The organism is Rhizobium sp. AN73, assembly GCF_030757975.1.
In the GTDB taxonomy this organism is placed as follows: Bacteria; Pseudomonadota; Alphaproteobacteria; order Rhizobiales; family Rhizobiaceae; genus Agrobacterium; species Agrobacterium arsenijevicii.
Genome location: NZ_JARWME010000002.1, coordinates 2,555,909 through 2,577,061 on the forward strand (window position 1 = coordinate 2,555,909; position 21,153 = coordinate 2,577,061).

14 protein-coding genes and 1 pseudogene are annotated in these 21,153 nt (G+C 59.3%); 7 read left to right on the forward strand and 8 right to left on the reverse strand.

Annotated features, from left to right (window positions below):
• The first annotated feature begins 83 nt into the window (after positions 1 to 83).
• The 6 genes and pseudogenes from RBH10_RS22520 to trxA all read left to right on the forward strand — a co-directional run bounded on the left by RBH10_RS22520 (position 84) and on the right by trxA (position 12,054).
• Positions 84 to 2,666, forward strand: coding sequence for a PAS domain-containing sensor histidine kinase (locus RBH10_RS22520; RefSeq protein WP_281038375.1), 2,583 nt, complete (start codon positions 84 to 86; stop codon positions 2,664 to 2,666).
• A complete protein-coding gene (gene tsaE, locus RBH10_RS22525) occupies positions 2,663 to 4,174 on the forward strand; it encodes a tRNA (adenosine(37)-N6)-threonylcarbamoyltransferase complex ATPase subunit type 1 TsaE (RefSeq protein ID WP_281038374.1) in 1,512 nt (503 codons plus the stop codon). Before RBH10_RS22520 ends, tsaE begins: the two co-directional genes overlap by 4 nt.
• Before the next feature lie 16 nt (positions 4,175 to 4,190).
• Positions 4,191 to 4,928 carry a nucleotidyltransferase family protein gene (locus RBH10_RS22530; protein ID WP_281038373.1) on the forward strand — a complete coding sequence of 246 codons (738 nt, stop codon included), beginning with the start codon at positions 4,191 to 4,193 and terminating at the stop codon, positions 4,926 to 4,928.
• The gene (gene addB, locus RBH10_RS22535) at positions 4,925 to 8,110 is read left to right on the forward strand and encodes a double-strand break repair protein AddB (RefSeq protein ID WP_306180883.1); all 3,186 of its coding nucleotides are present in this window, start codon (positions 4,925 to 4,927) and stop codon (positions 8,108 to 8,110) included. Before RBH10_RS22530 ends, addB begins: the two co-directional genes overlap by 4 nt.
• Positions 8,100 to 11,656: pseudogene (gene addA / locus RBH10_RS22540) on the forward strand (double-strand break repair helicase AddA). Before addB ends, addA begins: the two are co-directional and overlap by 11 nt.
• 77 nt (positions 11,657 to 11,733) lie before the next feature.
• Entirely contained in the window at positions 11,734 to 12,054 is a 321-nt protein-coding gene (gene trxA, locus RBH10_RS22545) for a thioredoxin (protein WP_281038370.1), read from the forward strand.
• Between the two features lie 49 nt (positions 12,055 to 12,103).
• On the opposite strand, the gene RBH10_RS22550 is transcribed toward trxA, so the two are convergent.
• From RBH10_RS22550 to RBH10_RS22585, 8 genes are all read right to left on the reverse strand, one after another.
• Positions 12,104 to 13,483, reverse strand: a complete 1,380-nt coding sequence (locus tag RBH10_RS22550) for a folylpolyglutamate synthase/dihydrofolate synthase family protein (protein ID WP_281038369.1) — start codon at positions 13,481 to 13,483, stop codon at positions 12,104 to 12,106.
• An 85-nt stretch (positions 13,484 to 13,568) separates the two neighbouring features.
• Entirely contained in the window at positions 13,569 to 14,462 is an 894-nt protein-coding gene (accD, locus tag RBH10_RS22555; protein WP_281038368.1) for an acetyl-CoA carboxylase, carboxyltransferase subunit beta, read from the reverse strand.
• 27 nt (positions 14,463 to 14,489) lie between these two features.
• The gene (trpA, locus tag RBH10_RS22560; RefSeq protein WP_281038367.1) at positions 14,490 to 15,329 is read right to left on the reverse strand and encodes a tryptophan synthase subunit alpha; all 840 of its coding nucleotides are present in this window, start codon (positions 15,327 to 15,329) and stop codon (positions 14,490 to 14,492) included.
• 4 nt (positions 15,330 to 15,333) lie between these two features.
• A complete protein-coding gene (gene trpB / locus RBH10_RS22565) occupies positions 15,334 to 16,554 on the reverse strand; it encodes a tryptophan synthase subunit beta (protein ID WP_281038366.1) in 1,221 nt (406 codons plus the stop codon).
• A 1-nt stretch (position 16,555) separates the two neighbouring features.
• On the reverse strand, positions 16,556 to 17,218 hold the full coding sequence (locus tag RBH10_RS22570; RefSeq protein ID WP_281038365.1) for a phosphoribosylanthranilate isomerase: 663 nt from the start codon (positions 17,216 to 17,218) through the stop codon (positions 16,556 to 16,558).
• A 102-nt stretch (positions 17,219 to 17,320) separates the two neighbouring features.
• Positions 17,321 to 18,088 carry a M48 family metallopeptidase gene (locus tag RBH10_RS22575; RefSeq protein WP_281038364.1) on the reverse strand — a complete coding sequence of 256 codons (768 nt, stop codon included), beginning with the start codon at positions 18,086 to 18,088 and terminating at the stop codon, positions 17,321 to 17,323.
• A gap of 68 nt (positions 18,089 to 18,156) precedes the next feature.
• The gene (locus tag RBH10_RS22580; RefSeq protein WP_281038363.1) at positions 18,157 to 19,389 is read right to left on the reverse strand and encodes a polyhydroxyalkanoate depolymerase; all 1,233 of its coding nucleotides are present in this window, start codon (positions 19,387 to 19,389) and stop codon (positions 18,157 to 18,159) included.
• A gap of 126 nt (positions 19,390 to 19,515) precedes the next feature.
• Positions 19,516 to 20,358, reverse strand: a complete 843-nt coding sequence (locus RBH10_RS22585; RefSeq protein WP_045020484.1) for a fumarylacetoacetate hydrolase family protein — start codon at positions 20,356 to 20,358, stop codon at positions 19,516 to 19,518.
• Positions 20,359 to 20,486: 128 nt separating this feature from the next.
• Between RBH10_RS22585 and RBH10_RS22590 the strand changes: the two genes are divergently transcribed.
• The gene (locus RBH10_RS22590; protein WP_281038362.1) at positions 20,487 to 21,089 is read left to right on the forward strand and encodes a nitroreductase family protein; all 603 of its coding nucleotides are present in this window, start codon (positions 20,487 to 20,489) and stop codon (positions 21,087 to 21,089) included.
• The last annotated feature ends 64 nt before the right edge of the window (positions 21,090 to 21,153 follow it).

The window sequence follows — 21,153 nt, forward strand, 5'->3', positions numbered from 1 at the left end:
GATTCGGACACGCCAAAGGGCGGCGGGGACGAAATGGGATGTCTTGTCGAAGATGCGGCACATAGGACGGAGACAGACCGGGGATGACGGTTCACAATTCGGATCTGCGCGAGCAGACAGTTCAACGCGTTGAAAACACGCATGCTGGCGTGGCATTGAGCGCGGCCATGGCGCGTTGCCGGCTGGCAATCAGTGCGGTCCGGACAGGCTTTGCGAGGCTTCCCGTCCTGATGTCCGGCACTGTTCTCGCCGGCTCCGCAAGCGTGGCGCTGGCGCAGGACGGTCTCGTCGCAAAGACCGGTGCGCGACTGTTTTCGTCCGGAGAGACCATCACTTATTCGCTTTTTGTCGGCATGCTTTCGGCAACGCTGTTTTCCGTCGTCTGGCTGGTCCGCCAGCGCGGCAATATCGAGGCGGAGAGCGGTGAATACCGCAAGGCGCTGGCAGAATCCCACCACAAGATCGCGAAATACGAGGCGCTTATCTCCGATAAGAGCCGGCGCATCGTCATCTGGGACGGCGTGGACAAGCGCCCCGAATTTCTGGGACAATTGCCCGTGGAGACGGGTGCACCGCAGGCGGATCACGATTTTCTGGCGTTCGGGCGCTGGTTGAAACCGTCATCGGCGAGCCAGCTTGAAAAATCCCTCGAAAAACTTCGCAGTCATGCGCAGAGTTTCGATCTGACCATCGAGACGCAACGCGGCGAAGTCATTGAAGTTCAAGGCCGGGTTTCCGGTGGCAATGCCTTTGCCCGTTTCGTCGCCCTCAACAACCTGCGCGCCGAACTGGCCGAATTGCAGATGGAGCGTGAGCGCCTGATCGCCTCGGTATCGACGTTTCAGGAACTTCTGGATTCCATCGAGCAGCCCGTCTGGCGGCGCGATGGCGAAGGCGAACTCATCTGGGTGAACCACGCTTATGCGCATGCTGTAGATGCGCGCGATGCCGAACAGACCATTCAGGAGAAACGCGAACTTCTGAACACCGTTACCCGGCAGAAGATACGCGCGGCCGCAACGCCGAGTTCGCCCTACCATGATCGCATTTCGACGGTGGTTTCCGGAAACCGCACCTTTTTCGACGTTGTCGATATCAAGACGGCGGGCGGTTCTGCGGGCATCGCCATCGATGCCACGGAAGCGGAAACCATTCGCGAAGAACTCAAGCGCGTTCTGAAAAGCCATGCCGAAACGCTGGATCATCTGGCAACACCCGTCGCCATTTTCGACGGCCGGCAGCGGTTGCAATTCTACAATCAGGCTTTTGCGACACTTTGGGGTTTCGACCTCGTTTTCCTTGAATCCGGTCCTGATAATTCCGAGCTTCTCGACAGGCTGCGCACCGCCGGCAAACTGCCCGAGCAGCTGAACTGGAAAAACTGGAAAGAGACGGCGCTTTCCGTCTACCGCTCGCTCGATACCAAGACCGATCTCTGGCATCTGCCCAATGGCCAGACGTTGCGGGTCATCGCCACCGCCCACCCGCAGGGCGGCGCGACATGGGTCTTCGAAAACCTGACCGAACAGGTCGATCTGCAGATGCGCTACGACACGCTGGTGAAGGTGCAGGGTGAAACAATCGATCATCTGGCCGAAGGTGTCGCCGTGTTCGGCGCAGACGGACGTATTCGCCTGTCCAACCCGGCATTCCGGGCGCTTTGGGGCGTTACGGCGGAACAGGCGGAAACGGGCACCCACATCCGCGCCGTTGAGGCCGCCTGCACGCAATCCTACGACAAGCCGGACGGCTGGCGCTCCTTCAGCCAGTTCATCACCAGCTTTGACGACGAACGCCCGTCAAGACAGGGAACGCTGGAACTACTCTCCGGCCTCGTGCTCGACTACGCCATCATTCCGCTACCCGATGCGCAGACTATGCTGACATTCGTCAACATGACCGACAGCGTGCGGGCCGAGCGGGCGCTCAAGGAAAAGAACGACGCACTGCTCAAAGCCGACGAGCTGAAAAACGATTTCGTGCAGCACGTCTCCTACGAACTGCGCTCGCCGCTGACCAATATCATCGGTTTCACCGATCTCCTTAAGACCCCGGGTATTGGAGAATTGACGGACCGGCAGGCGGAATATCTCGACCATATTTCCACCTCGTCTTCGGTTCTTCTGACCATCGTCAACGATATTCTCGATCTCGCGACCGTCGATGCCGGCATCATGCAGCTGAACTATTCGGAAAATGATCTCAACGAATTGCTCGATGATGTTTCGGTGCAGATTGCCGACCGGCTGCAGGAAAGCGGCATTTCGCTGGAGATCGTCGCACCCGCGCATCTCGGCAGTCTGGTAGCCGATCATCAGCGCCTGAAGCAGATCCTCATCAAGCTCCTGACCAATGCGATCAATTTCGCACCGGAGGGGTCTTCCGTTCAGCTTTCCTGCCAGCGTAGCGAGGGCGACTTCCTGTTCTCGGTAGCGGACAAGGGACCGGGCATTCCCGAGGACATGCTGAAGAGCGTGTTCGACCGCTTCGAGACGCGCGGCAATGGCGGGCGGCGAACCGGTGCAGGGCTTGGTCTTTCCATCGTGGAAAGCTTCGTCAGCCTGCATCACGGCACCGTCAGCATCGACAGCCGGCCCGGCAATGGCACCATCGTGACCTGCCGCATTCCGTCTGCCACGCGCCCGCATTCCATCGCCGCAGAATGAGTGACAATATCCTGCCGATCACCATTTCCCTTGATGGGGAAAAAGACACCATCCGGTTAGGCGAAGATTTGGCGCTGGCTTTGAAGGCTGGCGATTGCCTCGCGCTTATCGGTGATCTCGGCGCCGGCAAATCCACCCTCGCCCGCGCCTTCATCCGCGCAATGGCGGACGCACCGGATCTGGAGGTTCCAAGCCCCACATTCACGATCATCCAGACCTACCCCACACGTATTCCCGTCGCCCATCTTGATCTCTACCGGCTTTCAGACGTCTCCGAACTGGACGAACTGGGCATCGACGAAATGCTGGAAGACGGTATCTGCCTGATCGAATGGCCGGATATGGCCGCCGAGGTTCTGCCACCCGAGCAGACCATCAGCTTGACGCTGACCCACTCCGGCGAAGGACGTCTGGCTGTCATCAAGGCGCCGCCAAAACAGAAAGCACGGCTTGAGCGTGTTTTCGCCATTCGCGCGTTCCTCGCAAAAAATGGCAGAGGCGATGCGGCCCGTCATTTTCTGAGCGGCGATGCTTCCACACGCGCCTATGAGACCATTTCCACCGATGGTCCGGACCTTATCCTGATGGATTGGCGACGGCCCTTGAGAGGTGCGATCGTTGCTGATGGCAAGACCTATGCGGAAATCGCCCATCTTGCCCAGGATGCACGTTCCTTTGTGGCAATCGGCAATTATTTAGGAAATAGCGGCTTTTGCGCGCCTGAGATACTGGCAGCGGATACCAATCAGGGCATTCTCCTTTTGGAGGACCTCGGACGGGACGGAGTGCTGGCATCTGACGGAACGCCGATAGAGGATCGTTATCTGCAAAGTGTCGCCTGCCTTGCCGCCCTTCATCAGACGCCGCTGCCCGATCTGCTGCCAGTCGGCGACGACAGTACCTATGAGGTTCCGCCCTTCGACCGGCAGGCGATGAAGATCGAAGTTTCGTTGCTGGTAGAATGGTATCTGCCCCACAAACGCGGCAAGCCGCTCACCGATAGCGAAAAGAGCGACTATTACGCCCTGTGGGACAGTCTGATAGATGCGCTCGCCGATTGCGAAACGGGGCTTCTGCTGCGCGATTTCCATTCGCCCAATATTATCTGGCAACAGCAAAATAGCGGTATCCGGCAGGTCGGACTGATCGATTTTCAGGACGCGATGATCGGCCCGACCGCCTATGATCTCGCTTCCATCGTGCAGGATGCCCGGGTTACCATCTCCCCCGAACTGCAAGCGCGTCTGCTTTCGCACTATCTCGACGGCAGAAGAAACACGCCTTCGTTTGATGAGACCGCTTTCCTCAAGGCTTTCGCCATCATGTCGGCGCAGCGCAACTGCAAGCTTGCTGGTATCTGGGTAAGGCTGTTGGAACGGGATGGAAAACCCAGTTATATGCAACATATGCCGAGGACGTTCCGCTATCTTGGTGCAGCACTTTCGCATCCCGAACTCGCGCCGCTCAGAAACTGGTGCGTCCGAATGGGCATGGAATTTAACGACTGAAAGACGGTTGACCACGATGACGATCAAGAACGCGATGGTGCTGGCCGCGGGGCTCGGCACGCGGATGCGCCCGATCACGGATACGATCCCGAAGCCGCTCGTCAAGATCGCCGGCAAGCCGATGATCGACTACGCGCTCGACTCCCTTGTCGAAGCCGGGGCTGAGAAGATCGTCGTCAATGTGCATCACCACGCCGAACAGATGACCGCCCATCTCGAAAATCGTTCTGACGTCGAGATCCTGATTTCCGACGAGCGGTCGCAGCTGATGAATTCCGGTGGCGGACTTGCCAAGGGCCTGAAACTTCTGGAGCCCGGCCCGGTCTTCGTCATGAATGCCGATCTTTTCTGGATCGGTGAGCAGTTGAACGCCGTCAGCAATCTGCGCAAACTTGCGCAATTCTTTGATGCCACGCGCATGGATATGGCGCTGCTCTGTGTCGACATGGACCGCACCACCGGCCATAATGGCAAGAGGGATTTCAACCTCTCTGCCGACGGTAAACTGGCGCGGTATCGCGACGGTGATCCGAACCCGGTGGTTTATGCCGGCGCCATCGCGATGGATTCGCGTCTGCTTGACGATGCCCCGGTGGATGCCTTCAACCTGAATATCTATTTCGACCGCGCCATCGAAAAAGACCGGCTTTTCGGGCTTTCACTGGATGGCCACTGGATCACCGTCGGCACGCCCGACGCGATAGAAGACGCCGAAAGCATCATCCGGCAATACAGGGAAAAGCGCTCTGCATGACCGTGACCCATCACGAAAAGCGCGTCCTGACGATCGCTGCGGGAACACCGTTCCTCAAAACGCTCGCGGAAACGCTGTGTGACGGGACACTGACAGCCGGCTATAGATATGACCCGGCCGATCCGCTTTCGCTGGCCAAGGTGACGATCTATGTGCCGACGCGGCGTTCCGCCCGCGTGCTGCGCTCCGAATTCGTCGATCTTCTTGGGGGCCGATCCGCCATTCTGCCGCTGATCCGGCCGCTCGGCGAAACGGATGACGATAGCGGTTTCTTCGAGATCGAAAATCCTGAGATCATGGATCTGGCGCCGCCGATCTCCGGCACCGGCCGGCTGATCGAACTGGCGCGCCTCATTCTGGCATGGCGCAACAGCCTGCCGGACGCCATCAGGGCGATCCATTCGGATTCACCGCTCGTCGCCCCCGCCAGCCCCGCCGACGCCATATGGCTGGCGCGCGCGCTTGGCGAGGTGATCGATGCGATGGATACGGAAGAAAAGGAATGGGAGGCGCTCGCGCATCTCGATACCGGCGATCATGCCCAATGGTGGCAGCTGACGGCGGATTTTCTGAAGATCGCCAGCGTTTTCTGGCCTGCCCGTCTTGCCGAACTCAACCGCACCTCCGCAGGCCGGCATCGAAACGGCATCCTGCGGGCGGAGGCGAACCGGCTTGCCAACCTGCCGGATACGGGGCCGATCATCGTTGCGGGCTCCACGGGCTCCATTCCGGCAGCAGCAGACCTCATTGCCTCCGTCGCCTCCCTGCCCCAGGGCGTCGTTGTGCTTCCGGGTCTCGATCTTACGATGCCGGAGGAGCAATGGGAGGCGATTGCCGAGGACCCGACCGACCCTTCGAGCCGCACCCATTCGCAATATGGGCTTTACATGCTTTTGCAGAAGCTTGGCATCATGCGCGCCGATGTTATGCAGATCGGCGCCATTGATGGCGATCTCGAAAAGCGCGCGGCGGTTTTTTCGGCGGCACTCGCGCCAGCCAAATCCACAAGCGACTGGAACCGCTGGCGTGAGGAGAAGCAACCCGGCTTTTTCGACGATGCTTTCGCAGCAGCAACCCTGATAGAAGCCGCCAACGAGCGGGAAGAGGCAACAGCAATCGCGGTGGCGCTGCGGCTGGCGCTTGAAGCGCCCGGCGCTGGCCGCCCGTCTCAGGCAGCACTAATCACGCCGGATCGCGGGCTGGCGCGGCGCGTGGCGACGGAACTGCAACGCTTCGGCATCGAAGCTGACGATTCGGCCGGCACGCCGCTTTCCGCTACGCCGCAGGCGGGGCTGACACAACTGGCACTGGAAGCAATCCTCAGGCCCGGAGACCCGGTGCCGGTTATTTCCCTTCTGAAACATCCGCTCAGCCGTTTCGGGCTTTCGCTGGAGGCTTTCACGAAAGCTGCGAAAGCGCTGGAGTTGATCGCGCTCAGAGGAGGCCGCGTCGAAACCGAAGTCGGCAATCTGGAAGCGGTTCTGGACGCGCAACTGGCGGCGCAGCGCGATGACAGGCACCCGCCTGCCTGGCGGCTGGCACTACCGGAGGGGAGCGTGGAGGCCGCGCGCGATCTGGCGCGCCGGATCGCCGTTTCAACATCTCCCCTTGGCAGCGCGTTTATCCGCCGCGATCGGTCCGGCCGGTCTTTCACGGATAAATTACCGCTTTCCGATTGGGCGGAGCGGACCGGCCGGGTGATCGAAGCCATTTGCGCGGATGAAAACAACGATCTTGTCGCGCTCTGGTCCGGCGAGGCCGGCGACAAGCTTTCCAGCCTGTTTGGCGAATTGATGGAAAGCGGCGAAATCCTTGATGCGGACGGCCCGCAATGGGCCGATATCTTCGCGGCACTGGTCGCCGGCAGATCGATCAAGCCGCGATCCATGCGCCATCCACGCATTTTCATTTTCGGCGCGCTAGAAGCACGATTACAAAGCGTCGACACTGTCGTGATCGGCGGCCTCAACGAAGGGCTTTGGCCGGGCCAGACGGCAAACAATCCGTTTCTGTCTCGCAACATGAAGACAGCTATAGGTCTGGAGCCGCCGGAACGACGCATCGGCCAGCTGGCGCATGATTTCGAGATGGCGAACGGCACAAGGCAAATCTTTTACAGCCGCGCACTCCGGCAAGGCTCCACCCCCGCCGTCGCCTCGCGCTGGCTGCAACGGTTGCTGGCACTCGGTGGCGAGGATTTCGCCGACCAACTGAAGAAGCGTGGCGAGACCTATCGCCATTGGGCTGGCCTGATGGATGCGAGCATCGACCAGGAGGCGGCAAAGCGCCCTGCCCCGAAACCACCTGCCGAGTTGCAGCCGACGAGCTATTCCTTCAGCGAAGTGGGCAGGTTGCGTCGCGATCCCTATTCGATCTACGCGCGGCGCATCCTGAAGCTCAACCCGCTCGATGGCTTCAACCGCGATCCCAATGCCGCCGACCGTGGCACGCTCTACCACGCGATTATCGAGCGTTATTCCCGTGAGGGCCATATTCCCGGCACACCGGCCTCGCTCGAAGCCATGCAGCGTATTCTGGATGAAAGTTTCGACGCGGAAGATCTTCCCTCACATGTCGATGTGATCTGGCGCCCGCGTTTCGAGGCGGTGGCACGCGCCTTCATTGACTGGGAGAAGGACCGACATCCATCCATCCGCCGCAGCTTTTTCGAAGCCCGCGCCGGACAGGAAATACCTGAGGCTGGCATAAGGCTGACCGGCATTGCCGACCGCATCGACATCAAGACTAGCGGTCAGGCGGACATCATCGATTACAAGACGGGGCTTGCGCCGTCGGTCAATCAGGCGCGCGCGCTGCTCGACCCGCAGCTTGCGCTGGAAGCGGCAGCGCTGATGCGCGGTGCCTTCCGTGAGGCCGGTTCGCAAACGCCTGACAATCTCATCTATGTGCGTCTGCGGCCGGGCGAGCGCTTTTTTGCCGATCAGGTGAATAACGAGCATTCCAACCGGGGTGGCAAAAAAGGTCCCAAATCGGCAATTGAGCTAGCAACCGAATCAATCGATCAGCTGGCCAAATTCGTGCGTTCGCTGCGTGAAGGCGAGAACGGCTTTGCCTCGCGGCTAGTGCCAGAGGAGCAACAATCCTACGGTGGGGAATATGACCACCTCGCCCGCGTTTCTGAATGGTCGACGGCGGAACCGGGAGACGGCGATGATGATTGACCCTATCGATCACGGGCCCTCTACCGATACCCCTCAAAGCTGGGTTGACTGGACCAGCGACCGGCAGCGGCTCGCTTCCGATCCGGCAAGCTCCGCCTGGGTTTCGGCCAATGCCGGTTCCGGCAAGACCCATGTGCTGACCCAGCGCGTCATCCGTCTGCTTCTGGCCGGATGCCGCCCCTCCGCAATTTTGTGTTTGACCTATACCAAGGCCGCAGCCTCTGAAATGTCGAGCCGCGTTTTCGACCGTCTGGCGGAATGGGCTACTTTGCCGGATTCCGATCTCAGGGATCGCGTCGCCGCCATTGAGGGAAAAGCGCCGGATCGTATCAAGCTCGCCGAAGCACGGCGTCTGTTTGCCAAGGCGCTGGAAACGCCGGGCGGGCTGAAAATCCAGACGATACACGCTTTCTGCGAGGCGTTGCTGCACCAGTTCCCGCTGGAGGCTAATGTTGCCGGTCATTTCTCGGTTCTCGATGACCGCGCCGCAACCACCCTGCTGGCCGAGGCACGCCGCTCGCTTTTAACGGCAGTTTCGATAGAGGGCGACACGGAACTCGCGCAGTCGCTTGCCTATGTGCTTGATCTCGCGGACGAAAGCGGGTTGGAATCGCTCCTCACTGCCATCATCTCCAATCGCAGCGCCCTTCGCACCTTTTTGCTCGAGGCAAAACTGGCTGGTGGTATCGACGCCCGCTTGCGGCAGGCGATGCAGATAGAAAATGGCGAAACCGAAGAAACAGCCGCGGCGGCTTTCTGGCCTTTGCCAGGTCTCTCGGGGCTTTCCCTCGACACTTATCTAACGCTTGCCGATGAGGTGGGCGGAACCCGCGTCATCGATGTCGCCTATGCCCTGCGGGAAGCGAAACGGCAGGCGGATCCCGTGCGACGCATGGAATTCATCGAGGCTGCCTTGCTGACGGCCAAGGGTGAGAAAAAATCGGATGCCTATGTCATCAACAAGGGTATGCAGAAATCGGCACCGGATCTTGTCGACACGCTGACACTTGCGCGGGACCATGTCGTTGCCTGCCGCAACCGTTATCGTCTGGTGCGGATGCTGGAGGCGACGAAATGCGCCCTTGTTCTTGCCGAAAGGCTGATCGGCGATTTCGAGGATCTGAAAAAGCAGCGAAGCCAACTCGATTTCGAGGATCTGATCGAACGCGCTGCCAATCTCCTCAACCGCGATACGGCGGGCGCCTGGGTGCATTACAAGCTCGACCAGGGCATAGACCATATTCTCGTCGATGAGGCGCAGGACACCAGCCCGGTGCAATGGTCGATCATCCAGTCGCTGGCAGCGGACTTTTTCAGCGGCGAGAGCGCCCGCATGGGCCGGCGCACGCTTTTTGCCGTGGGCGATGAAAAACAGTCGATCTATTCGTTTCAGGGCGCGCGGCCGGAACGGTTTTCGCAGGAGCGTGACGAGACAAAAAGACGTGTCGATTCGGTGGAGCAGGCGTTTCACCGTATCCGCCTGCCGCTATCCTTCCGTTCTACGGAAGATGTTCTGGCTGCCGTCGATCAGGTGTTCTCGGACCCCAAAAACGCGAGCGGCCTCAGCGCCGATAACGAACCGGTGGAACACCGCTCCAACCGCGCCGGCCACCCCGGCACCGTAGAAGCCTGGGATATGGTGGCGCCGGAAACCGCCGAGGATGAGGAAGACTGGACGGCGCCTTTCGACGCACTGCGGGAAAGTGCGCCAGCCACGATCGTCGCCCGCCGCATCGCCGCGCGCATCGCCGGGATGATCGGGAACCAGACCATCATTGAAAAGGGTGTGGAACGGGCCATCGAGCCGGGCGACATTCTGGTGCTGGTCCGGAAACGCCACGCCTTCGTCAACGCGCTGACCCGTGAGCTGAAACGACGCAAGAACATTCCCGTCGCCGGCGCCGACCGTCTTCGCCTGACCGACCACATCGCCGTGCAGGATCTTCTGGCGCTCGGCCGGTTTGTCGTGCTGCCAGAGGATGATCTTTCACTGGCTGCGTTGTTGAAAAGCCCGCTCTTCAATCTTGCCGAAGACGACGTCTTTGACGTCGCGTCCACGCGATCCGAGACGGAGAGCGTGTGGCAGAGGTTAAGAACGCTTTCGCAGGACGAAAACAGCCGCTTTTCCGCCGTCACCAACAAGCTCGAAAACTTCATCGCGCTTTCGAAAACGGCGACGGTGCATGATTTCTTCGCGGCGGTTCTGACCCTGCATGACGGGCGCAAAAAATTCCTCGGGCGGCTTGGCAACGAGGCGAGCGACGTTCTGGACGAATTCCTGTCCTTTGCGCTGGATCATGAAAGGGCGGGCCTACCCGGCCTGCAAGCCTTCCTTTCCGTTCTGGAGACCGATTCGCCTGAAGTGAAGCGTGAACAGGACAAGGATCGCGGCGAAGTTCGCATCATGACCGTGCACGCCTCCAAGGGTCTGGAAGCGCCGGTCGTTTTTGTCGTTGATGGCGGCTCGAAAGCCTTCAACCATAGCCATGTGCCGAAACTGCGCTTCATCGAAGCAGACGGGGACGCCTTCCCCATCTGGCTGCCCGGCAGCGGCTTTTCCAATCATCTCATTCGCGCCGATGAGGACCGCCTGAAGACGGCCGCGGAAGACGAATATCGCCGGCTGCTTTATGTGGCGATGACGCGCGCCGCCGATCATCTGGTCGTTTGCGGTTATCGTGGCCAGAAGGAAAATCCCGACTGCTGGCATGCCATCGTCAAGGCAGCTCTTGCCGACAATGAACAGCATTCCCAGCCGCAGCTTTTCATGGCCGATGGCGAGGAATGGCAGGGTCTTGTCTGGCGCAAGTCCGAGGCTCGCTCGAACCCCGCTCCACAAAGACTGCCGGAACCGCAGCAGCACGAAGAATATACGCTTCCGGGGGGACTTCTTTCCCCCTGCCTGCCCTGCCCTCATTGCCAAGGCCGCTCAGCCCCTCCGGCGCGGGCACCATTATCGATGACGGTGCGGACGATCTGGCCGTGCGTTCGCCGCTGTTCGGCGAAAAGGCCGCTGCATCCTCCCTGGCGCTGCAACGCGGCCGACTGGTGCACCGCATGCTGCAAGCCCTTCCAGATTTTGAAGAGAGCGAACGGGAAGAGGCGGCCCGCCGCTATGCGGAACGGGCGGCCCGTTTCTGGCCGGCGGCCGAGCGCGAACATCTGATCCGGGCGGTTTTGCGGGTCATGTCCGAACCGGCGGTGCAGCCGGCATTTTCACCCAACAGCCGCGCGGAAGTTTCCATCATGGGAACGATGACAATCGGCAGGCAGCAATATGCCGTTTCCGGCCGTATTGACCGGTTGGCGGTGGATGGCGACCGCGTCATTCTGGTCGATTACAAGACGAACCGCGTTCCCCCGCGCGAAGCCCGCGAGATACCCTTCTCCCATACCGCGCAGCTGGCCATCTATCGCGAAATCCTGGCACCGCTTTATCCCGGCAAGGAATTTGTCTGCGCGCTGATCTATACGGAAAATGCTGCTTTTGTGACAGTGGGCGATGATGCGATGAAGCAAGCCCTTGCCGCAATAAAGACAAAGTGAGATACCGGGGCATTGAAATTCAGACGCACCCGCATCACATCGATAGCGGAAAAGATTCACTGAAAGGAGAGCCAGATATGGCTACCGTAAAAGTCGACGCCGCCAACTTCCAGTCCGAAGTCCTCGATTCCGTAGAACCCGTTGTGGTGGATTTCTGGGCCGAATGGTGTGGCCCGTGCAAGATAATCGCGCCGAGCCTTGAAGAAATTTCGTCCGAGCTTGCAGGCAAGGTCAAGGTCGCAAAGCTCAACATCGACGAAAACCCGGAACTGGCCGCCCAGTTTGGCGTTCGCTCGATCCCGACTCTTGCCATCTTCAAAAGCGGCGAAGTCGCTGACATCAAGGTTGGCGCTGCACCCAAGACAGCGCTTTCGGCCTGGATTTCCGGCGCCGCCTAAGCCATTTTCGATGGAATAAAAAAAGCCCGGCAGCGATGCCGGGCTTTTTTTATTGGGGAACCATACCGTTCAACGCAAGTGCGTTTCCGGCAAGATAAAGCGAACCGCCAATCAGGATGCGTGGTGCCGGCCCTTCGGGATCGAAGCGGCGCGACAACTCGTCCAGCGCTTCCGCAAGGGAAGATGTAGGTGCTGCCACCAGACCGGCATCAAAGGCTGCATGGGCAAGCACGACGGGGTCGATCGCCGCATCCGTACCGCCGATCGGCACGGTGAAGACATATTCGGCGATATCCGCAAAAGCCTTGAAATAGCCCACCGGGTCCTTGGTATTGATCATGCCCGCAATGATGAACAGCGGACGTGGCGTCTTGTCCTCGAACCCCGCCATCGCTTCGGCGATAACTTCGCCTGCACCCGGGTTGTGGCCGCCGTCGATCCAGATTTCCGCATCCTTCGGGGCCATTTCGGCGATCTTGCCGGTCTGGATACGCTGAAGACGGCCGGGCCACTCCACTGACGTCATGGCCTTTTCGATCATCCGTTCCGTCACTTCGAAACCTGCGGCCTTGACGGCGCGGATCGCGGCGGCGGCATTGGCGAGCTGGTGGCGGCCGGGAAGCCGCGGCAGCGGCGCATCGGTCAGGCCGAATTCGTCCTGATAGACCATGCGGCCAAACTCTTCATGCGCGGAAAAATCCTGTCCGTAGACAGATGCCGGGCAACCGAGCCGCTCTGCAGTGGCAACAAGGGTATCCAGCGCCGCATCATGTTCCTGATGGCCAATGACGACGGGTGAACCCTTCTTCATGATGCCCGCCTTTTCGGCGGCGATCAGTTCAACCCGGTCGCCGAGATAAGCCTGGTGGTCCAGCGATATCGGCATGATGACGGAAACGGCCGGGTGGTTGATTACATTGGTCGCATCGAAGCGCCCGCCAAGCCCCACCTCAACAATTGCGGCGTCGGCCGACTGTTCCGCAAACAGCAGAAACATCGCTGCAGTCAAGATTTCGAAAACCGTTATCATCTGGCCGCCGTTGGCAGCTTCAATACGGCGCAGCGCGTCCGCAAAGACGGCATCCTCGACATGCCGGCCTTTGTCGCCGGAAACACCGATGCGATAACGTTCATGCCAATTCACAAGATGCGGAGAAGTGTGAACGTGGACGGAAAGACCTGCCGCCTCCAGTAGTGCACGACAGAAGGCCGTGACCGACCCCTTGCCGTTGGTGCCTGCAACGTGAATGACGGGTGGCAGTCTGTTCTGAGGGCTGCCGAGTTTTTCCAGAAGACGGGAAATTCTGTCGAGTGAAAGATCAAAACCCTTGGGGTGAAGCTGCATCAGCTGTTCGATGATCTGTTCGGCCTCGCCGATTGCGGGCTTCGTCATATCTTCTGTTCGCCTTTCAGGCGTTATCTTGGCCATTTGTCCGCCGCACCCGAGATGAAATCATGCAACGTATAACATCATCCCGAAGGCGCTTCCCGCCTCCGGGCGACATATTTTTCCGTCAGGCCGAAGCCGCAAGCGGAACGACCGCGTTTGCTTCTGCCGGAGCCTTCGTTATGATCTTGAGAAGGCTTGCCAGCGTATCGGGGATCTCGCGGCGGTCGATCACCATGTCCACCATGCCGTGCTCGAACAGGTATTCCGACGTCTGGAAGCCTTCAGGCAGCTTTTCGCGAATGGTCTGTTCGATCACGCGCTTGCCAGCAAAACAAATCTCGGCACCCGGCTCGGCGATATGGACGTCGCCCAGCATGGCGTAGGAAGCGGTCACACCACCCGTCGTCGGGTTCGTCAGAACCACGATATAGGGCATGCCAGCCTCTTTCAGCATGTTCACCGCAACCGTGGTGCGCGGCAGCTGCATCAGGGACAAAATGCCTTCCTGCATGCGTGCGCCACCGGAGGCCGGGAACATGACCAGTGGGCAACGCTCGGAAATGGCACGCTCGAATGCCTTGACGATGGCTTCGCCAGCCGCAATGCCGAGAGAGCCGCCCATGAACTGGAATTCATGCACGACGGCAACGATCTTCAGGCCTTTCAGGAGGCCGACGCCGGCAAGGATCGTATCTTCCTGCTCGGTCTTTGTCCGGCTGTCGCGCAGACGATCGGTGTATTTCTTGGAATCGCGGAACTTCAGCGGATCCTGCGCCACCTTCGGCTGCGGCAGAGCCTCATAGACGCCGCCATCGAAAAGATCGACGAGGCGCGCCTTTGCCGGCATCTTCATGTGGTAACCGGAAGCCGGAATGACCCACTTGTTGTCTTCCAGATCCTTGTGGAAGACCATCTCGCCCGTTTCCGGGCACTTGATCCACAGGTTCTCCGGAACCTCCGGGCGGCGGCCAAGCATGGAATTGATCCGGGGCCGTACGTAATTGGTGATCCAGTTCAACTGACTACTCCTGACTGGGCCGCGCGCTTATTCCGCAGCGGCAAGGCGCGACGCACGCACGCCCGTTGAAAGTCCCTTTACCAGCGTCGTGACGGCCGGCACGGTATCGGCTGTCGCCTGTCCGTCCTTCGTCAGACTGCCGGCGATCTGGTTGACGATGGCCGAACCGACCACCACACCATCCGCAACGGCACCGATTGCTTTCGCATGATCGGCCGTCTTGACGCCAAAACCGACACAAACCGGCAGTTCCGTATGCGCCTTGATACGACCGACTGCGCCCGAGATCAACGAGGGATCGGGAAGCGCGGAACCGGTAATACCGTTCATCGAGACGTAATAAACGAAACCTGAGGTATTTTTAAGAACGGCAGGCAGGCGCTTGCCATCCGTCGTCGGCGTGGCGAGACGGATAAAATTGACGCCGCGCGCCAAAGCGGGCACGCAGAGCTCATCATCCATTTCCGGCGGAAGATCGACCACGATCAAGCCGTCAACACCCGCTGCCAACGCATCGTCCAAAAACTTGTCGACGCCGTAGATATAGATCGGATTGTAATATCCCATCATCACGATCGGGGTCGCGTCATCACCCTTGCGAAATTCGCGGGCGAGATCGAGCGTGGTTTTCAGCGTCTGGCCGCCTTTCAGCGCACGCTGTCCGGCCAACTGGATCGCGGGGCCATCTGCCATAGGGTCGGAAAAGGGCATGCCAAGCTCGATGATATCGGCGCCCGCTTCCGGCAGAGCCTTCATGATGCCGAGCGAGGTTTCGAAATCCGGGTCGCCGCCCATGAAATAGGTAATCAGAGCCGGGCGATTTTCAGCGCGCAGATCGGCGAAGCGCTTGTCCATACGTGCAGTCATGATCTTATACATCCATTCCAAGGAACTTGCTGACGGTGTGGACATCCTTGTCACCGCGACCGGAGAGGTTCATCAGGATGATTTCATCCTTGCCCATCTTCGGCGCGCGCTTGATGACTTCCGCCAGTGCATGGCTCGGCTCCAGAGCGGGAATGATACCTTCTAGGCGGGTCAGCATCTGGAAGGCTTCCAGCGCTTCATGGTCCATGATCGGCACATATTCCACGCGACCGATATCGTTCAGCCAGGAATGTTCAGGGCCGATACCGGGATAGTCGAGACCTGCGGAAATGGAATGGCCTTCCTTGATCTGGCCATCCGCGTCCTGAAGCAGGTAGGTGCGGTTTCCGTGCAGAACGCCCGGCGAACCTGCGGTGATCGAAGCGCAATGCTCGTCACCCGAAAGACCCTTGCCGCCGGCCTCGACGCCAACGATGCGAACACTTTTGTCATCGAGGAAAGGATGGAAGATCCCGATAGCGTTCGAGCCGCCGCCAACAGCCGCAATGATCATATCCGGCAGACGGCCTTCCGCCTCCAGCATCTGCGCCTTGGCTTCCTCGCCGATAACGGCCTGGAAATCGCGAACCATTTCCGGATAGGGATGTGGGCCGGCAGCGGTGCCGATCAGGTAATAGGTATCGTCGACATTGGTGACCCAGTCGCGCAGGGCCTCGTTCATCGCATCCTTCAAGGTGCCGTGGCCGGCCGTAACCGGCTTCACCTCAGCGCCCAGAAGCTTCATGCGGAAAACATTCGGCGCCTGACGGGCAACATCCGTCGCGCCCATATAGACGACACAAGGCAGGCCGAAGCGCGCGGCGACGGTTGCGGAGGCAACGCCGTGCTGACCGGCACCCGTCTCGGCAATGATACGGGTCTTGCCCATGCGCTTGGCAAGCAGGATCTGGCCCAGGCAATTGTTGATCTTGTGCGAGCCGGTGTGGTTCAGCTCTTCACGCTTGAAATAGATCTTCGCGCCGCCGAGTTCCGCCGTCAGGCGCTCCGCAAAATAAAGCGGGCTCGGACGGCCGGTATAATGCGCACCGAGATATTTCAGCTCTGCCTGGAATTGAGGATCGGTCTTGGCCTTGTCCCACTCCGCCTGCAAATCCAGAATGAGCGGCATCAGCGTTTCGGCAACGAAGCGGCCTCCGTAAATGCCGAAACGGCCGTCCTCATCGGGACCAGCGCGGAAAGAATTGGGTGTTGGCGCGTCGTTCACTTCAAGCTCCCTTTGGGCCTTTCGACCAATCATTCACCACATCGAAAAATGCGTCGATCATGGCGAGATCCTTGACGCCCGGCGCGCTTTCGACACCGGACGATAAATCTATGCCGCTTGCCCTGGTCTCCGCCAGAGCCTCGGCAATATTGTCCTTATTCAATCCTCCGGAAAGCATGTAATCGATACTTCCGTCAAGAGAGCGCAGGATGGTCCAGTCGAACGAGACGCCGTTGCCACCAGGCAGTTCCGAGCCGGCGGGCGCCTTGGCATCCAGCAGGAAACGGTCTGCTATACCGATATAAGGATCGATTTTGGCAAGATCGGCGGCGTCGCGAATGGAAAGAGCCTTCATCACCGGGAGGCCGTAGATCGCCTTGATGTTCAGCACCCGTTCCGGGCTTTCGCTGCCATGCAATTGCAGAATGTCCGGTCTCAACAGATCGACGATCTCGTCGAGATCGTCATTATCGGCGTTGACGGTAACGGCAACCACCTTGGCGGCGCCACGGGCGGCTTCCGCCAGCCTGCCAGCGATATCTGGCTCGATGTTGCGCGGGCTTTTTTCAAAGAAAATAAAGCCGACATGGGAGGCACCGCGCCTGACGGCACGCTCCAGCGCTTCCGGTGTCTTCAATCCGCAAATCTTGATATCCGGTTTCATATCCGCGACCTGACACGAAATGCGACAAGAGTCGAGCCAAATCACACCCGTTTTCCATGGAATGTTTCACGTGAATCCAGATGGCGATCCACGCTTCCACTTTCAATCAAAATCGATGGCGTGGAGTTTGGAGCCATGGCGTTTCAGCCAGTCCTTGGCTTCCTGCGTGTGCGGGCAGAGCTTTTCGCACAGGGCCCAGAATTTCGGGCCGTGGTTCATTTCCCTGAGATGCGCGACCTCGTGGGCTGCGAGGTAGTCAATAACCTTCTCCGGCGCCATGACGATGCGCCACGAGAAACTCAGATTTCCATCATGGGAACACGAACCCCAGCGGCTGCGGGTATCCTTCATGCTGATGGACCGCACGGGCTTTCCGGCAGCGCCGGCATGAACCGCAACCAGCCTTTCCAGATCAGTCTTCGCTTCCTTCTTCAGAAAGGTGGCCACCCGTCTGCGCAGGTGTTCGGGCGCGCCGCTGACTTTCAGAACCACCGTGCCGTTCTCGTCTTTGGAGATATGGGTCAGGCCCCGCAGGCTGCCGGTGTGGTCTATGCGATGGGATACGCCGCGAATATCGATAGTCGCGCCATGGCGTAAGCCATCATCGGAGCCGAATTTTAAAAGCTTGCCTTCCAGCCAGCCTTGATGCCTTTCGAGAAAATCATCTACCTGGCCGTGGTGAAGTCCCATCGGGATCGTCAGCTTCAGCGCCCGGCCACCGGGTTCGATGCGCAGGGTGATGCGGGTGGCGCGCGGATTTTCCTTCACCGCAATCGGCACATGCCGGCCGGCGACCTCGACGGTACGCTGGCTCGGTGCGGTCTTTTTTTGCGCCGGTGACTTCACGGATTTTCTGAGGAACGAAAACATGAGCAGTTCATAGCCGATTCGACACCGGCTTGGCCACGCAAATACGTGGCATCGCCTGGCTTCCAGTGCTAAACGGTCTCATGCTTGCGGATGAATTCCACCATGCGCGGCACGATTTCCTTACGGAAACGCGACCCGTTGAAGACACCGTAATGGCCGACATCCGGCTGCATGTAGTGAGCGCGTTTTTCTTCCGGAATGTTCCGGCAAAGATCGTGGGCCGCCTTTGTCTGGCCGACGCCGGAAATATCGTCATTCTCGCCTTCCACGGTGAACAGCGCGACCTTGCGAATGGCGGCAGGATCGACCGCCCTGCCCCTGTGCAGCATGTTTCCCTTCGGAAGCGCGTGTTCGATGAAGACGGTTTCCACCGTCTGCAAATAGAACTCCGCCGTCAGATCCATCACGGCCAGATATTCATCGTAAAAATCGCGATGCTTTTCGGCGGAATCGCCATCGTTCTTGACGAGGTTGAGGTAGAAATCTTTATGCGCCGTCATGTGCTTGTCGAGGTTCATGGACATGAAGCCGGATAACTGCAGGAAGCCGGGATAGACATTCCGGCCAAAAGCGGGCTGCGGCCACGGCACCTGCATGACGACATTGTCGCGGAACCATTCGATGGGCTTCGCCGTGGCAAGACCATTGACGGCGGTGGGATTGATGCGCGTATCGATCGGACCACCCATCAGCGTCATGGTTGCTGGCGCACAACCGTCTCCATCGGCTTCCATCAGGGAAACGGCGGCCAGCACCGGCACCGATGGCTGACAAACGGCGACCACATGCGCGCCCGGCCCGATTTCGCGCAGCATATCGATGACGTAGCTGATGTAGTCGTCGAGATCAAAGGTCCCTTCGCTTACCGGCACCATGCGGGCATCGATCCAGTCGGTGATGTAGATATCCGCCGATGGCAGCAGCGCCTCCACGGTCCCCCGCAGCAATGTGGCATAGTGGCCGGACATGGGCGCTACCAGCAGCACCTTCGGATCGGGCTTGCGGGCCGCATCGAGCTCTTTTTTGAAATGAACGAGATTGCAGAACGGGCGTGACCAGACGATTTCTTCGGTGTTGGCAACAGTCTCGCCATCGACAACCGTGGTGCCGAGGCCGAATTCCGGCTTGACGTAACGGCGCGTCAAGCGTTCGAATACCTCAAAGCCGGCATCGAGACTACGCCCGAAGGCGGTGCTGGAAAGCGGGTTCAGGGGATTGCTGCAGGCCTGGCGCATCATATCGGCACCGGCGCGCAACGGCGCCATTGCCGCATGGTTCATTTCATAAAGGTGGTAGAACACTGATTACGCCTCCCTCGCGGATCAAGCTCTTTTTTTGACCATAGCAGCTTTTCGCAACTGCACAAAATCGAAGACGCCGGCGGTTTCCCGCCGGCGCCTCAATTTCAGTTGAACGCTTGTTGGCAATCAGATGTCAGCGACGAAGGTCTGCTTCTGGGAACCGAGGCCCTCGATGCCGAGTTCAACGATATCACCGGTCTTCAGGTAACGCGGCGGCTTCTGGCCCATGCCGACGCCGGGAGGGGTGCCGGTGGAAATGACATCGCCGGGATGCAGCGACATGAACTGGCTGAGATAGGAAACGACATGTGCTACGCCGTAAACCATAGTCTTGCTGGAGCCGTCCTGCATCGTCTGGCCGTTGACCTTCAGCCACATGCCGAGGTTCTGCGGTTCAGTGATTTCTTCCTTCGTCACCAGCCAGGGGCCGATCGGGCCGAATGTGTCGCAAGACTTGCCCTTGGTCCACTGCCCGGCACGCTCCGTCTGGAAGGCGCGTTCGGAAACATCATGCGAAACGCAATAACCGGCAACGTAGTCGAGAGCATCGGCTTCCGAAACATATTTCGCCGTCTTGCCGATAACCACGCCAAGCTCGACTTCCCAATCGGTCTTTTCAGAACCACGCGGAATGACGACGTCGTCGTTCGGGCCGACGATCGCAGACGTCGCCTTCATGAAAATGACCGGTTCCGGCGGTACAGTCGCACCGGTTTCAGCAGCGTGGTCGGAGAAGTTGAGGCCGATGCAGATGAATTTTCCGGTTCCCGCAACGCAGGCGCCAATGCGCTCATCGCTGAGCACGGGAAGAGTGCCGAGATCGATGGCAGCAATCTTCTTCAGGCCTTCCGGAGAAATAGCTTCACCGCCGATGTCTTTGACATGGGCGGACAAATCGCGGACTTTTCCTTCCGCGTCGAGGATCGCAGGCTTTTCCTGGCCGGGCTGGCCAACGCGCATCAATTTCATGGAACTCTCTCCCGGTTGTCTGACAAGGTGATGCATATATGAACGATGCATTCATACTTGTCACCCCTTGACTGCTCCGACTTTCGAAAAATACCTTTTCCTTCCCGGCAATCAAAAGGACATGGCCCGTGACGAACAGCAATTCCCGGCAATCCGAATATCCAGTCGATCCCCTCTTCCTCGATCGCTGGTCTCCGCGCGCATTCGACGGGCGCGCAATGCCACACGACCATCTGCTGACCATTCTCGATGCGGCACACTGGGCGCCCTCGGCTTCCAATCAGCAGCCATGGCGGTTTGTCTATGCGCACAAGGATAGCGAAGACTGGCCGCTTTTCGTGGAACTTCTGGTCGAAGGAAACCAGCGCTGGGCGAGAAATGCCTCCGTCCTGCTCTTCGTCATTTCCCGCAGTTATAATATCTCGCGCGAAGGCGAGAAAAAACCTTCCGCAACCCATTCCTTCGATGCCGGCGCGGCGTGGTTTTCACTTGCCATGCAGGCGCATCTGCTCGGTTATCACGCCCACGGCATGGCCGGCATATTGAAAGACCAGATCATCGAAAAGCTCGACGTTCCGGAAGGTTACAAGGTGGAGGCGGCGGTTGCCATCGGCACAATGACCGACAGGACTGCTCTTCCCGACGATCTGGCGGAACGGGAAGTGCCGAGCAAGCGCCTGCCGCTTTCGGACGTGGCTTTCAAGGGGCGGTTCACCGGCAAGGCCGATTGATCCGACCACCCAGATGAAAAAAGGCCCGGCGGAAATCAACCGCCGGGCCTTTTGTTAAAGTTTC